The 14,155-nt window shown below is 69.7% G+C and carries 11 protein-coding genes; 10 read left to right on the forward strand and 1 reads right to left on the reverse strand.

Going from position 1 to position 14,155, the window contains the following annotated elements:
* The first annotated feature begins 23 nt into the window (after positions 1-23).
* The 3 genes from VZL07_RS30065 (at position 24) to VZL07_RS30075 (ending at position 3,808) form a co-directional block, all read left to right on the forward strand.
* Positions 24-1,613 (forward strand): glycoside hydrolase family 57 protein, encoded by a 1,590-nt coding sequence (locus VZL07_RS30065; protein WP_426751344.1) that lies wholly within the window; start codon positions 24-26, stop codon positions 1,611-1,613.
* A 97-nt stretch (positions 1,614-1,710) separates the two neighbouring features.
* Complete coding sequence (locus VZL07_RS30070) at positions 1,711-3,192, forward strand: trypsin-like peptidase domain-containing protein (protein ID WP_426751346.1); 1,482 nt, start codon at positions 1,711-1,713, stop codon at positions 3,190-3,192.
* Positions 3,193-3,214: 22 nt separating this feature from the next.
* On the forward strand, positions 3,215-3,808 hold the full coding sequence (locus VZL07_RS30075) for an SGNH/GDSL hydrolase family protein (protein WP_426751348.1): 594 nt from the start codon (positions 3,215-3,217) through the stop codon (positions 3,806-3,808).
* Positions 3,809-3,819: 11 nt separating this feature from the next.
* On the opposite strand, the gene VZL07_RS30080 is transcribed toward VZL07_RS30075, so the two are convergent.
* A complete protein-coding gene (locus tag VZL07_RS30080; RefSeq protein WP_426751349.1) occupies positions 3,820-5,754 on the reverse strand; it encodes a diguanylate cyclase in 1,935 nt (644 codons plus the stop codon).
* 178 nt (positions 5,755-5,932) lie between these two features.
* Between VZL07_RS30080 and pgeF the strand changes: the two genes are divergently transcribed.
* From pgeF to VZL07_RS30115, 7 genes are all read left to right on the forward strand, one after another.
* A complete protein-coding gene (pgeF, locus tag VZL07_RS30085; protein ID WP_426751351.1) occupies positions 5,933-6,694 on the forward strand; it encodes a peptidoglycan editing factor PgeF in 762 nt (253 codons plus the stop codon).
* Positions 6,695-6,778: 84 nt separating this feature from the next.
* The gene (locus tag VZL07_RS30090) at positions 6,779-7,642 is read left to right on the forward strand and encodes a tetratricopeptide repeat protein (protein ID WP_426751353.1); all 864 of its coding nucleotides are present in this window, start codon (positions 6,779-6,781) and stop codon (positions 7,640-7,642) included.
* Between the two features lie 26 nt (positions 7,643-7,668).
* Positions 7,669-8,883 carry a LysM peptidoglycan-binding domain-containing protein gene (locus VZL07_RS30095; protein WP_426751355.1) on the forward strand — a complete coding sequence of 405 codons (1,215 nt, stop codon included), beginning with the start codon at positions 7,669-7,671 and terminating at the stop codon, positions 8,881-8,883.
* 138 nt (positions 8,884-9,021) lie between these two features.
* Positions 9,022-10,143: a DNA-processing protein DprA gene (locus tag VZL07_RS30100; RefSeq protein ID WP_426751357.1), complete on the forward strand. Its 1,122-nt coding sequence runs from the start codon at positions 9,022-9,024 to the stop codon at positions 10,141-10,143.
* 11 nt (positions 10,144-10,154) lie between these two features.
* Positions 10,155-12,713: a type I DNA topoisomerase gene (gene topA, locus VZL07_RS30105; protein ID WP_426751359.1), complete on the forward strand. Its 2,559-nt coding sequence runs from the start codon at positions 10,155-10,157 to the stop codon at positions 12,711-12,713.
* A gap of 161 nt (positions 12,714-12,874) precedes the next feature.
* Positions 12,875-13,612, forward strand: coding sequence for a MotA/TolQ/ExbB proton channel family protein (locus VZL07_RS30110; RefSeq protein ID WP_426751361.1), 738 nt, complete (start codon positions 12,875-12,877; stop codon positions 13,610-13,612).
* 19 nt (positions 13,613-13,631) lie between these two features.
* A complete protein-coding gene (locus VZL07_RS30115; RefSeq protein WP_426751363.1) occupies positions 13,632-14,153 on the forward strand; it encodes an ExbD/TolR family protein in 522 nt (173 codons plus the stop codon).
* Positions 14,154-14,155 lie beyond the last annotated feature (2 nt).

Genomic DNA, 14,155 nt, shown 5'->3' on the forward strand with positions numbered 1-14,155 from the left:
CCGCACGGAGACTTAGAACGACCATGAGCCTGGGCTCCCTCGCGTTGGTTCTCCACGCGCATCTCCCCTTCGTTCGGCACCCGGAGCACGAGGATTTCCTCGAGGAGGACTGGCTCTATGAAGCCATCTCCGAGACGTACCTCCCGCTGCTCCAGGTCTTCGACGGGCTGGCGGAGGACGGCGTCCCGTTCCGCCTGTCGATGACGCTGTCCCCGACGCTCGTCTCCATGCTGCGCGACGAGCTGCTGATGAGCCGTTACGCGCGGCGCCTGGACCTGCTCTGTGAGCTGGGCGCGCGAGAGGTGCACCGAACGCGTCACGACGCCACCTTCGGGCCCATTGCCCACTTCTACCGGGACCACTTCGAGTCGCTGCGTCACGTGTTCCACGAGCGCTACCGGCGCGACCTGGTCTCCGCGTTCCGACGTCTCCAGGACGCCGGCTACCTGGACATCCTCACGTGCAACGCCACGCACGGCTTCCTGCCGTTGATGCAGCCGGTGCCCGAGGCCGTCAGGGCCCAGGTGACGGTGGCGGCCAACCACTACCGCCAGCACTTCGGCAGGGACCCCGCGGGCATCTGGCTCGCCGAATGCGGCTACTACCCGGGCCTGGAGCGACTGCTGGCCAACGAGCGCATCCGCTACTTCTTCGTGGACACGCACGGCTTGACGGACGCCGTCCCCCGGCCGCTGCACGGGCCCTATGCGCCCGTCTTCACCGAGAAGGGCGTGGCCGCGTACGCGCGCGACCCGGAGAGCAGTCAGCAGGTCTGGAGCACCGAGTACGGCTACCCGGGCGACCCGGACTACCGTGAGTTCTACCGGGACATCGGCTGGGACCTGGACCTGGACTACATCCGCCCGTTCATCCAGCCCACCGGCGAGCGCAAGAACACCGGCTTCAAGTACTACCGCATCACCGGGAAGACGAACGAGAAGCGCCCCTATGACCCGCGGGCCGCACGCGAGCGCGCCGCGGTGCATGCGGGCAACTTCATGTTCAACCGCGAGCGGCAGATTGAGGACCTCGCCGCGCGGCTGGGAGGGCGGTCGCCCGTGGTGGTCGCGCCCTACGACGCGGAGCTCTTCGGCCACTGGTGGTTCGAAGGGCCCCAGTTCCTCGACTTCTTCATCCGCAAGGCCGCGTACGACCAGAAGACGTTCCGGCTGGTGACGCCATCCGATGACCTGCGGGAGAACCCGGAGAACCAGGTGGCGACGCCGCCGCTGTCCTCGTGGGGCGCGGGGGGCTACGCGGGCATGTGGCTCGACGGGAGCAACGACTGGATCTACCGCCACCTCAACCACTGCGCGAAGCAGATGGTGGCGCTGGCGCGGGATTTCCCGGACGCGGGGGTGTTGCAACGCCGCGCGCTCAACCAGGCCGCGAGGGAGTTGATGCTCGCGCAGTCCTCCGACTGGGCCTTCATCATGAAGACGGGCACCATGGTGGAGTACGCCCAGCGCCGCACGCGCGAGCACATCCTCCGTTTCCAGCGCCTGCACGAGCAGCTGCGTGGGGGCGGCGTGGACGAGGAGTGGCTGTCCCACGTCGAGGCGCGCGACAACATCTATCCGGAGCTGGACTACCGCCTCTATCTGCCCGCCTGAGGGCGCTGGGAAGGAGGGTGGGGCGGTGTGTCTTCTTGCCGCCACGAGAGGCGGTTGGGCTTGCGGGGCGGGTTTTCATATCTAGCTTGGAGTGCATATGAACCGTTCGTCCGTGTCCTTCCGGAAGGCGCTCGTCGCCGCGCTTCTGGTCGCGTTGCCCTCCGCCGCCCAGGCGCCCGCGTCGAAGCCGGCGCCCGCGGCCAACCCTCAAGGCGCGGGCAACGTCCTCCAGCCCGCGACGCGCGAGGCCCAGGCGCTCCCGTCCCTGGCGCCGCTTGTGGAGTCGGTGAAGTCCGCCGTGGTCAACGTGGACGTGCAGGCACGAGCCGGTGGCGGGATGCCGCGCGGGATGGAGGGCAACCCGCTCTTCGACCGGTTCTTCGGTGGGGGCCGGGAAGGGGGAAGCTCGCGCCGCGAGCCGCTCCGTCAGGGCGCGGGCTCTGGCTTCATCATCGACCCCAAGGGCCTGATTCTCACCAACAACCACGTCGTGGAGGACGCGGTCAGCATCACCATCCGCCTGGATGACGGCCGCACCTTCAGCGGCGACGTGGTGGGGCGCGACCCGCTCACCGACGTGGCGCTCGTGCGCCTGAAGGAGAAGGTGGACGGACTGCCCACGGTGAAGCTGGGCGACTCGGACGCGCTGCGCGTGGGCGACTGGGTGGTGGCCATTGGCAACCCGTTCGGGCTGGCGTCCAGCGTCAGCCTGGGCATCGTCTCCGCGCGGGCGCGCGAGATTGGCGCCAGCCAGTACGACGAGTTCCTCCAGACGGACGCGGCCATCAACCCCGGCAACTCCGGTGGCCCGCTCTTCAACATGCGGGGCGAGGTGGTGGGCATCAACACCGCCATCGTGGGTGGAGGCTCAGGCATCGGCTTCGCCGTACCCAGCACCCTCGTCAGCTCCCTGCTGCCGCAGCTGCAGAAGGAGGGCGCCGTCACGCGCGCATGGCTGGGCGTGGGCATCCAGGACCTCACGCGGGACCTGGCGAGCGCGCTCAAGCTCCCGGTGAACGAGGGCGCCATCCTCACGCAGATCATGCCGTCCTCCCCGGCGGCCAAGGCGGGGCTGAAGCAGGACGACGTCGTCGTCGCCATCGACGGGCGGACCGTCACCTCCAGCGGTGAGCTGACGCGCACGGTGGCGCTCAAGCGCCCGGGCAGCACGTCCACGCTGACGCTCTACCGCGACGGCAAGAAGCAGGACGTGAAGGTGGCGCTGGGCACGCGGCCGGACCTGGAGGGCGTGGCCTCGGCGAAGCAGAAGCCCGAGGACCAGCAGGAGAGCTCGCGGCGCGTGGGCGTCAGCCTCCAGAACCTGGATGCACGCACGGCGCAGCAGGCCGGCTTCACGGACAGCAGCGGCGCGCTCATCACCGACGTGGTGCCCGGCTCTCCGGCCGACCGCGCGCAGCTGGAGCCCGGCATGGTCGTCATCGAGGCCAACCGCAAGAAGGTGGAGAGCGCGGATGCCCTGGCCCGCATCATCAAGGGCGCCGCTTCCGGAAGCACCTTGCTGCTGCGCGTGACGGCACCAGGGGGCGCTCGCAACCTGCGCGCCCTGCGCGTGCCGTGAGCGGCGGAGAGGGGCGCGGCGGATGAGCGTGGACTACGTCGCGCTCGGAGACAGCACGGCCGTGGGCGTGGGCGCATCGCGAGGGGGCGGGTATCCCGACCGCCTCGCCTCCCGCCTCCGCGCCGACGGCCTCCCCGTGGGGCTCACCAACCTGGGGCAGAGCGGCGCGCGCATCCGGGACGTCCTCACCGGACAGGTGAAGCGCGCCGTGGCCGCACAGCCCACGCTGGTGACGCTGGGCATCGGCACCAACGACGTCTGGCGCGGCACGCCGCTGGAGGACTTCCAGGACGACCTGGATCGCATCGCCCGCCGGCTGAAGCAGACGGGAGCGCCGCTGGTGGTGGTGAACCTGGTGGACCTGGCGCTCGCGCCGGTGGCGAAGCTCGTGCCCGCCGCGCTGTACGAAGGCCGCATCGAGCCCTTCAACACCGCCATCGCCGAGGTGGCCCGAGCGCACGGCATGCACCTGGTGGACCTCTTCTCCGCGAGCAAGGTGATGATTCCGCACAGCCCGCATTTCTTCTCGGGCGACGGCTTCCATCCCTCGGACGAGGGCTACGCGGAGTGGGCGGAGCTGATGCTGCCCCTGGTGAAGTCGCTGGTGCGGCGCTGAGCGAGTGAGGGCTACGCCTTGGCCACGCCGCCCGGCGGCTTGGGGACGGCCACGCTGGGGGGTTCGGTGGGGGGCGCGTGACGTCCGCGCTCGCGGCCGGGGTGCAGCTCCATGCCGGCCTCGTACTGCGTGGTGCGGTTGCGGCCGGTGCGCTTGCTGGAGTAGAGCGCCGCGTCCGCGCAGTCCACCAGCTCTTCCTGGGCCGTGGCGTCGGTGGGGAAGTGCGACACGCCGATGGACACCGTGATGTGGTTGCCGGGCAGTCCCGGCTGGGCCAGCGCCACCGACTCCGCCACCGCGCGGCGCAGCTTCTCGGCGACCTCCATCGCCTCCGCCTTGGTCGTCTGGGGCAGCAGCAGCACGAACTCCTCGCCACCGTAGCGGGCGAGCGTGTCCACCTTGCGCACGCGCAGCCGCAGCACGTCGCAGACGCGGCGCAGGGCCTCATCGCCCATGCGGTGTCCGGCCAGGTCGTTGATGCGCTTGAAGTGGTCCACGTCCACCATGAGCAGCGCCAGCGGCGTGCCGAAGCGCTGCGCCCGCGCCAGCTCCAGCTCCATGCGCTGGAAGAGGTGGCGCCGGTTGGGCACGCCGGTGAGCGGGTCCGTCATGGTGAGCTTCACCGTCTCCGCGTGCAGCCGGGCGTTCTTCACCGCCGTGGCCACCACGTCCGCCACCGCGGTGAGCAGCTCGATTTCCTCCGCGGAGAAGCTGGCCACCTCCGGGCGCTGGAAGTTCATCACGCCCAGCAGCGTCTCCATGTGCACCATGGGCGCCGCCAGCAGCGCGCCGGTGTTCAGCCCGCCCTTCACCAGGTCCGGCTTGGCGAACACGCTGGAGCGGTCCGACGTGTCCGGCAGGTACACCGACTTGCGCGTCTCCGCCGCGCGCCCGCAGGCGCCCTCGCCCAGGGCGAAGGTGAGCCCCTCGGCGCCCCGTCCCTCGGGCCACGCGTGCTTGATTTCCAGCTGGCCCTCCGGGTTCATCAACATGATGGAGAACTCGGGGATGCGCAGGCGCTCCGTCACCAGGCGGGTGACGGCGTCCAGCAGCTCGTCCAGCTCCAGGGTGGCGTTGAGGGAGCGGGCCACGTCGAAGAGCAGGGACAGCTCCTTGAGGCGGTCCTCCAGCTCGTCCTTGAGGGCCAGCTTCTCCTTCACCAGCTCCAGGTCGCGGTGGGTGTCGATCTCCTCCGCCTTCATGGAGGTGAGCCGCGCCAGCATCTGGTTGAAGGCCGCGCCAAGCTGCGCCAGCTCGTCCGAGCCCCGCGCGTCCGCGCGCACCAGCAGGTCGCCCGCCTCCGCACGGCGCATGGCCGCGCTCAGCTTGCGCAGGGGCCGGGTGAGGACGAAGTGCAGCGCCAGCCCGGTGATGAGGGCCAGCACCACCACGAACAGGCCCATGGAGCCGAGCGCGGCGCCGAACACGGTCGACAGCTGCTGGTGCAGCGCCGGCTCCGCCACGCGCAATTGGAGGATGCTCGCCCCCGGGACGTCCCCGCTGGTGTGACAGCCCGCGCACTCGGGGCCGCCGAGGGGACGAATCACCTCCGTCATCTGCGCCACCGAACGCGCGCGCTCGGGGCCGGGCGCCGTCAGCCGCGCGGCCTCCGGGTGTCGCGTGTCTTCTTCACCGGGCCGGCGGGACCAGAGGATGCGCCCGTCCGGCGTCAGCACCCGCACGTCCTCCACCGAGCGGAACAGCCGAGTGTCCGAGCGGATGACCTCCGTCACGGCGCCGTGGGCCGGGGAGCCTCGCGCCTGCGGGAGGGTGAAGGTGGACGCGACGAATTCCGCGAGCGCCAGGGACTCCACCTGCGTCGCGTCCTGGACCGCGACCCGCGCCTCACGCCAGAAGTGGCCGACACCCAGCAGCGCCAGGAGCAACCCGGGCAGGGCGATGCTCCAAAGCAGCTTGCGGCCAACGGTGTCGGGACCCAGGGGCATGCGTTTGCTCGCAGCTCTCGAGCGCGGGGGTTCGTACTTGTTTCACGGAGTTCGGCAGGTCCGTGAATTGTCAGTTGGCTAACGCGACCTGTCAAACGCTGCGCTGAAATCATTCTACGATTGCACTGCTGCTGGATCACCTCCTGGTGCGTCAGCGAGGTGGATTCCTGGAGATTCCATGTCGACCGAGTTTCTCACGTCCGCGCTGTTGCCCGTGCCACACGGCTTCACCACCCGCGCTGGTGGCTGTTCGGAAGGGCCCTACGCCTCCCTCAACCTGGGCTTCTCCGTGGGCGATGAGCGGGCGCGCGTCGAGGAGAACCATCGGCGTCTGGCGGAGGCCGCCGGCGCGGCGCTCGGGGCGCTGAGCCGCGTGTCCCAGGTGCATGGTGACCGGGTGGTGGAGGCGCGGGGAGGGGAGGGGGCCACGGGGCTGCGCCCGACAGAGGGCGAGGCGGACGGCCTGTGGACGCAGACGCCGGAGCACTGGGTGGCGGTGGGCACGGCGGACTGCGTGCCGGTGCTGCTGGTGGACCCGGGTGGCCGCCGGGTGGCCGCGGTGCACTCCGGCTGGCGGGGCACGGACGCGGACATCAGCGCGCGCGCCGTGGAGCTGCTGGTGGCGCGCGGCGCCCGGCCGGAGCGGCTGCTCGCCGCGGTGGGGCCGGCGATCCAGGCCTGTTGCTATGAGGTGTCGGACGAGCTGGGGCAGCGCTTTCGCACGCGCTTCGGGCCGGAGGTGGTGGCGGCGGCTGGAGGCAAGGTGCACCTGGACCTGCCTCGGGCGGTGCGCCAGTCGCTGGAGCGCGCGGGGCTGAAGCCGGCGCACATCGACGTGCTACAGGCTTGTACGGCGTGTGAGCCCGTGCGCTTCTTCTCCCACCGGCGCGATGCGGGGCGCACGGGGCGGCACCTCAATTACGTGGTACACCGCTTCTAGCCCGCCGGTGTGGGGGGCCGATTTCTTGACGCTCTCCGACGGGCCTTCCTATCCTCGGGGAGACCCCTCTGCTGAAAAAGGCCCGTGCCCGCGCGCTCCGTCATCCTCCGCCTGCTCGCCGCCGCGCCCCTGTGCGCGCTGAGCGCCTGTGCCACCACCGCTCCGGCGGAGGCGGAGGTGAGCGCGTTGCGGTCCGAGCTGCGCACGCTGCGCGCCTCGCAGGAACGGCTGATGGAGCGGGTGGCTCGCCTGGAGGCGCATGACACCGTGGCGCGCGCGGCGAGCGCGAGCGACGGCGCCGCCGCGAAGCCCGTCCCGGTGAAGGTGGAGCCCGCCCCCGGGAATGCGCTGAGCGCCATGCCGGAGCTGTCGGTGGTGAAGCTCAAGCCGCGCCACGAGCCCGCGCCGAAGCTGCCCACCGCCGTGGCCGTGGTGGAGCCGGACGACGAGCAGATGGAGATGTTCATCAGCCCCGTGGCCGAGGAGCCCGCCGCCTCGCCGAGCGCCGCCGGAGCCGCCACCATGGTCGCGTCCAACGACGACGCGGACGCGCAGGCGCAGCAGGACCCCGACCTGCTGGAGCTGGAGTTCGAAAAGGGCGTGTCGATGCTCCGCACCGGCAACGTGGAGGGCGGGGTGGAGCGGCTGAAGCGCTTCGCCGAGGAGAACCCGCGCCACCCGCGCGCGGACAACGCGCTGTACTTCAGCGGGCTGGGGCAGATCGGCCTCAACGAGTTCAAGCAGGCCGCCAGCACCTTCGAGCGGCTCATCGACAGCTATCCCGCCGGGGACGCCATGCTGGACGGCATGCTCCGGCTCGCCGAGTGCCGGATGCGGCTCAACCAGGCCGCGGATGCCAAGGTGCTCTACACCCGCGTCGTCACCCAGTTCCCGGGGACGGCGGCTGCTACCCAGGCGGAACAGCGGCTCGCCGCGCTCCCCCAGTGAAGCTTCTTTTGAAAGGACGTCTCGCGATGCGCTCCCGGATCCTCACCTCGCTGATGTTGAGCCTCGCCGTCGCGCCGGCCGCGCATGCCCAGGCGGAGAACGAGGAGGAGCAGGACACCCAGGACACCGGCGGCGAGATGGACAGCGCCGAGGTGATGGACGAGGCGCCCGAGGCCCCGCAGCAGACCTCCGTGGCCATTCCGCCAGGCGCGCCGCGGGGCCGCGAGAGCGCGCCGGGCGAGGTCCACTCCGTCGAGTCGGGTGACACGCTCTGGGACCTGTCCCAGCGCTACCTGGGCAGCCCCTGGTACTGGCCCAAGGTCTGGTCCTACAACCCGGAGATCGCCAACCCGCACTGGATCTACCCCGGCAACCAGGTCCGCTTCTTCCCCGCCGGCGAGGAGGTCCCCACGCAGGTGACGGAGATGGTGGTCGACGAGGGCGACGTCACGGCCCCCATGGAGATGACCTCCAATGACCGGGTCACCGTGACGGGCAAGATTGGCTTCGACGTGGCCAGCTCCGTCCCCGTGAGGACGCAGGGCTTCGTCACCCAGCGCGAGCTGGACGAGGCCGGCCGCATCGAGGGCTCTCCCTCCAACGCGGTGATGCTGTCCTTCCCGGACAACGTCTACGTGCGCTTCAAGCGGCGGGGCGACGTGAAGGTGGGTGACCGCTACGTCGTCTTCCACACGACCCAGGCGGTCAAGCACCCGGTGACGGGGCGGGCGCTGGGCTACCTCACCGACTTCGTGGGCACCCTGCGCGTGCAGCGCGTGGGCGACGGCGTCGTCACCGCGCAGATCATGGACACGTGGGACGGCATCGAGCGCGGCGACCTGGTGGGCCCCATGGGTGAGCGCCTCACCGAGCGCGTGGCGCCGAGACCGAACACGAAGCAGGTGGACGGCACCGTCATCACCGCTCTGGTGCCGTACCTGACCGTGCTGGGTGAGAACAACAGCATCGTCGTGGACAGGGGCAGCGCGGACGGCGTGGAGCTGGGCAACACCTTCGAGATCCTCCGCAAGGGCGACCCGTCCCGCCACGTGCTGGGCCACGACGTGCGCAAGCCGTCCAAGGAGGAGCAGGCCTTCCCCTGGCGGAGCATCGGCTCCTGCATGGTGACCGAGGTCAAGGAGCGCACGTCCAACTGCCTCCTGACGCGCTCCCTGGAGGAGCTGGTTCCTGGCGACCGCGCTCACATGGCGGTGTCCTCGTCGCCCACCGCCAGCCGCTGAGCGGCGGCAGGAAAAGTGCATCCGGCCCCCCACACGGAGGGGCTGAGTGCTTGACCGGTGGCGGTCCGGTGTTTATGTGTCGCGCCCCTCCCAGCGGCCCCACCTTCTATATAGGTGGGTATCGAGCGGGGGACGGGTATGGCGGACGCTGAGACGGACAGCCTCACGGCGGAGCAGCAGGCATGCCTGGCGCTCTGGGCCGTTCCCGGCCTGGGGCCGAGGACGCTGGCCGCCTTGCGCGCGTTCGCGGACGGAAGCCTCGCCCCGCTCGTCGCGGCTCCGGTGCGAGACTGGGTGTCCCAGGCGCCGGTTTCCTCACAGGTGCGGCGCCGGCTGGCCTCCGTGGAGCGCCTGGCGCCGGTGGCCTGGCGGGTCCTGGAGGCCTGCCGGAGGTCGGGCATGGGCGTGGCCTTCGCGGGCCAGCGGGCCTATCCGGAGCGGCTGGCGGAGGTGCTGGACGCGCCGCCGCTGCTGTTCTACCGGGGCGAGCCGGGCCTTCCCCGGCGGCGGCTGGCCATGGTGGGCAGCCGGCATCCGGACCAGGGCTTCCTGCCGTTCGCGCGGCGGTTCGCCCGGCAGGTGGCGGAGGCCGGGGTGGGGGTGGTGTCGGGCGCGGCGGCGGGGGTGGATCAGGCCTGCCATTGGGGCGCATTGGAAGTGAAGGGGGAGACGTGGGCCTTCCTGGGCTCGGCGCTGGATGCGCTCGACGTGGCGCAAGCCCGCCTGCTTCCTCATTTCCTGGACAGAGGGGGCATGTTCTTCAGCGAATTGCCGCCCGGTGTTCGGGCAAGCACCACGACGTTTCCGCGCCGCAACCGGCTCATCTCCGGGGCATCTGACGCGGTCCTGGTGCTGAGGGCGGGGGAGCGGTCGGGCAGCATCTACACGGCGAAGGCAGGGCGGGCGCAGGGGCGGCCGGTGTTCGCGATGCCGGGCGACCTGCGGCAGGAGGCGGCGGCCGGCTGCAATACGCTGCTGCGCAACGGGGAGGCGGCGGCGTGCCTGCGCCCGGAGGATCTGTGGCGGGTGTTGAAGGTGGATCCGCGCACGGCGGTTCCTCCCGGAGAGCGGGGCTCGTGGGAGGCGCTTTCGGCGGAAGCGAAGGGGACCTTCGCGATGTTGGACCGGGTTCCCCGCAGCTTCGATGAGGTGCTGATCGGCAGCACCCTGTCACCGGCCGCGCTCGTCAGCGCGCTGGTGGAGCTGGAGTTGACGGGGCTGGTCATCCAGCACCCGGGAAGGCTGTACGAGAGAATCTAGGTAGGAGAGTCATGGCCACGCGGACGAAGAAGAAGGTGGAAGAGACTGAGGCGGCCGAGGTGAAGGCGCCCGTCAAGAAGGCCGCCGCCAAGAAGAAGCCTGCGGCCAAGAAGAAGACCGCCGCCAAGAAGACGGCGGCCCGTCGTCGCACCAAGAAGGGCGACGAGGACGAGCTCCCCACCGTGGAAGCCGACGCGGAGGAGGAGGCCACGCCGCGCGGCAAGGGGCCGCACTACCTGGTCGTCGTGGAGTCTCCCGCCAAGGCGAAGACCATCAAGAAGTACCTGGGCTCCGGCTACACCGTGAAGGCGTCCGTGGGCCACGTGAAGGACCTGCCCAAGAGCAAGATGGGCGTCGACGTGGAGCACGACTTCCAGCCCGAGTACACGGTCATCAAGGGCAAGGAGAAGGTCCTCAACGAGCTCAAGAAGATGGCCCGGTCGGCCGACCGCGTCTTCCTGGCCACGGACCCCGACCGCGAGGGCGAGGCCATTGCGTGGCACATCAAGGAGGAGCTCGCGCACCCCGACGCGCTCCGGGTGACCTTCAACGAAATCACCAAGAAGGCCATCCAGGAGGCCATCGCGCAGCCGCGCGAGCTCAACCAGGACAACTACGACTCGCAGCAGACGCGCCGCATCCTCGACCGGCTGGTGGGGTATCAAATCTCCCCGCTGCTCTGGAAGAAGGTGCGCCGTGGCCTGTCCGCCGGCCGCGTTCAGTCCGTGGCGGTGCGGCTCATCGTGGAGCGCGAGGACGAAATCAAGGCCTTCGTCCCCGAGGAGTACTGGACGCTGGACGCGCTGCTGGAGGGGCCCTCCGGTCCGCCGCCGTTCAAGGCCAAGCTGTCCAAGGTGGACGGCAAGAAGGTGGAGCTGAAGGACCGCGCCGTCACCGAAGGCCTGGTCGCCGAGCTGCAGACGGCCAGCTTCGTGGTGGCCAAGGTGGACCGTCGCGAGCGCCGCCGCAACGCGCCCGCGCCCTTCATCACCTCCAAGCTCCAGCAGGAGGCGGCCAACCGGCTGTCCTTCACCGCGAAGAAGACGATGACGCTGGCGCAGCGCCTCTACGAAGGCGTGCCGCTGGGTGACGAGGGCCAGACGGCGCTCATCACGTACATGCGTACGGACTCCACGCGTCTGTCCGACGACGCGGTGAAGCAGGTGCGCGAGTTCATCGACGGCAAGTACGGCAAGGACTACCTGCCCGACGAGCCCATGGTGTACCGCAGCAAGAAGAGCGCCCAGGACGCGCACGAGGCCATCCGGCCCACGTCCCTGGAGTACCCGCCGGAGCGGGTGAAGCCCTTCTTCGAGGCCATGGGCGAGGAGGACATGTACCGCCTCTACGAGCTCATCTGGAACCGCTTCGTGGCGTGTCAGATGAAGCCCGCCGTCTATGACCAGACCAGCGCGGACATCTCCGCGGGCCGGGCCACCTTCCGGGCCTCCGGCAGCACGCTGAAGTTCCCCGGCTACCTGGCGGTGTACGGCGCCGGCCTGACGCCGGAGGAAGAGGCGGAGAAGGAGAAGGCCAAGGCCGCCGGTGACGAGAACGCCGAGGGCGCCGACGCGGTGGGCGAGCTGCCGGTGCTGAACGACGGCGACGCGCTCAACCTCCAGAAGCTGCTCCACGAGCAGCACTTCACCCAGCCGCCCCCGCGCTTCAGCGAGGCCACGCTGGTGAAGGAGCTGGAAGAGCGCGGCATCGGCCGCCCGTCCACCTACGCCGCCATTCTCTCCACCATCCAGGACAAGAAGTACGTGGAGAAGCTGGAGGGCCGCTTCCGGCCCACGGACCTGGGGAACATGACCAACGAGATGCTGGTCAAGCACTTCCCCCAGGAGCTGGACGTCACCTTCACGGCGACCATGGAGGAGAAGCTCGACCAGATCTCCGAGGGCGGCGCCAACTGGAAGGCGGTGCTGCACGACTTCTACGGGCCCTTCAAGGAGACGCTCGAGAAGGCCGAAGCGGAGATGCGCGACGTCAAGCGGGAGGAGATCAAGACGGACATCCCCTGCGAGAAGTGCGGCAACCTCTTCGTCATCAAGTTCGGGAAGATGGGGCACTTCCTCGCGTGCTCGAACTACCCGGACTGCAAGAACACGAAGGACTTCAAGCGCGACGCCGAGGGCAAGATCGTCATGGTGGAGGAGGAGACCACCGACGAGGTCTGCGAGAAGTGCGGCAAGCCCATGGTCATCAAGCGGGGCCGCTTCGGCCGCTTCCTGGCCTGCTCCGGCTACCCGGACTGCAAGACGTCCAAGCCCATCTCCATCGGCGTGGCCTGCCCGGAGTGCAAGGAGGGCTACCTGACGGAGCGGCGCAGCGGCCGCGGCAAGATCTTCTTCGGCTGCAACCGCTACCCGGATTGCAAGTTCGCCGCCTGGGACCGGCCGCTGGCCGAGCCGTGCCCCACCTGCGCCTCGCCCTACCTGCTCCAGAAGTTCTCCAAGCGGGACGGCCCGTACGTGGCGTGCCCCAACAAGGAGTGCGACTACCGGCGCGAAATCACCGAGCAGCCGGCGGGCCCGGGTGGGTCACCGGAAGCCTCCTCGGCTGCTTGAAAGCCCAATAGTTACGTGGGCATGGCCCGTCCGTGGCTTGACAGCCTCGGCGGGCCCGCCCTAGAAGTCCAGGCTGCTCCCTCCCCGGGGAACGTCGAGCGGGTGCCCGCGTCCGGACGGGCGCGCCCCGGGGGGCGGGCGTCGAAAGGACTCTGGGCGCAATGATTCCCTCGGTAAGCGAGCTGCTGCTGGACGTGACCTTCGCGGCCACGGAAGGCGGCAAGATGGGCGTCACGGACTCCGTCATCAAGTTCTTCAAGGATGGCGGGCCGTTCATGTTCGTGAACCTGTTCTGGCTGGCGTGCTCGCTGGCGGTGGCGCTGGAGCGGGTGGTGACGCTCGTGTTCCGCTACAACCTCAACGCGCCGCCCTTCATGGAGCAGATCGCGAAGCTGGTGCGTAGCGGCAACCTGGACCGGGCCGTGAAGGTGTGCGGCATGGCGCCCAACGCGCCGCTGGCCAAGGTGGTGCGCGCGGGCCTGGTGAACGCCAACCGGGGCGAGATCGAGGTCGCCAAGGCGGTGGAAGAGGCCATCGTCGAGCACAGCCCGCACGTGTCCAAGCGCATCCCCTGGCTGTGGTCCCTGGCGAACATCGCCACGCTGGTGGGGCTGGTGGGCACCATCTTCGGCCTCATCGGCACCTTCCAGGCGCTGGGCAACGTGCCGGCGGAGCAGAAGCAGGTGCTGCTGTCGGACGGCATCTCCAAGGCGATGAACAACACCGCCTTCGCGCTCTCCATCGCCGTCATCTGCATCATCTTCCACCTGTTCCTCACGTCGTACGCGAAGAGCATGGTGGAGGGGCTGGAGCTGAACGCGCTCAAGCTGGAGAACCTGCTGTCGCGCCGGGGGACGGTGGACCCGGGCACCACGGAGCTCGAGGCGCGCGCGTCGTAGTGCGCGGGGGCACGGGGCCATGGCGTTCTACTACTCCCGGCGCAAGCTGAAGGTCCGCGAGGAAGAGGAGTCGGGCGAGCTGAACATCGTCCCGTACCTCGACATCCTCATGAACCTCATCATCTTCATGCTGCTGTCCATCACCGGGCTGGCGACGTTCGGCATCATCAACGTCAACGCCCCCGCCTATGGCGGCCCGACGGCGGGCATGACGCAGGAGAACCCGGACGACGCGCCCAAGCTGACGCTGTCCGTGCTCATCTCCAAGAAGGGGCACTTCGTCAGCAGTGAGAACGCCATCCTCGGCGAGGCGGGCGCGCCCACCATCCCGGTGAAGGCGGATGGGACGCACGACTTCGGCGCGCTCAACGCGAAGATGGTGGAGATCAAGTCCGCGTTCCCCCAGGAGACGAAGGTCATCGTGGGCGCGGACCCGGATGTCCCCTACGAGACGCTGACGCAGACGCTGGACGCCATCCGCGAGACGCAGGGCCGCGAGCGCCGGCTGCTGTTCCCGGACGTCACCCTGGGAGCCATCTGAGC

It is taken from the genome of Pseudomyxococcus flavus (assembly GCF_050038885.1).
GTDB classification, from domain to species: Bacteria; Myxococcota; Myxococcia; order Myxococcales; family Myxococcaceae; genus Myxococcus; species Myxococcus flavus.

Coding starts and splice junctions, on each gene's coding strand:
- VZL07_RS30065 (WP_426751344.1), top strand. CDS start 24: ATGAGCCTGGGCTCCCTCGCGTTGGTTCTCCACGCGCATCTCCCCTTC.
- VZL07_RS30070 (WP_426751346.1), top strand. CDS start 1,711: ATGAACCGTTCGTCCGTGTCCTTCCGGAAGGCGCTCGTCGCCGCGCTT.
- VZL07_RS30075 (WP_426751348.1), top strand. CDS start 3,215: ATGAGCGTGGACTACGTCGCGCTCGGAGACAGCACGGCCGTGGGCGTG.
- VZL07_RS30080 (WP_426751349.1), bottom strand. CDS start 5,754: ATGCCCCTGGGTCCCGACACCGTTGGCCGCAAGCTGCTTTGGAGCATC.
- pgeF (WP_426751351.1), top strand. CDS start 5,933: ATGTCGACCGAGTTTCTCACGTCCGCGCTGTTGCCCGTGCCACACGGC.
- VZL07_RS30095 (WP_426751355.1), top strand. CDS start 7,669: ATGCGCTCCCGGATCCTCACCTCGCTGATGTTGAGCCTCGCCGTCGCG.
- VZL07_RS30100 (WP_426751357.1), top strand. CDS start 9,022: ATGGCGGACGCTGAGACGGACAGCCTCACGGCGGAGCAGCAGGCATGC.
- topA (WP_426751359.1), top strand. CDS start 10,155: ATGGCCACGCGGACGAAGAAGAAGGTGGAAGAGACTGAGGCGGCCGAG.
- VZL07_RS30110 (WP_426751361.1), top strand. CDS start 12,875: ATGATTCCCTCGGTAAGCGAGCTGCTGCTGGACGTGACCTTCGCGGCC.
- VZL07_RS30115 (WP_426751363.1), top strand. CDS start 13,632: ATGGCGTTCTACTACTCCCGGCGCAAGCTGAAGGTCCGCGAGGAAGAG.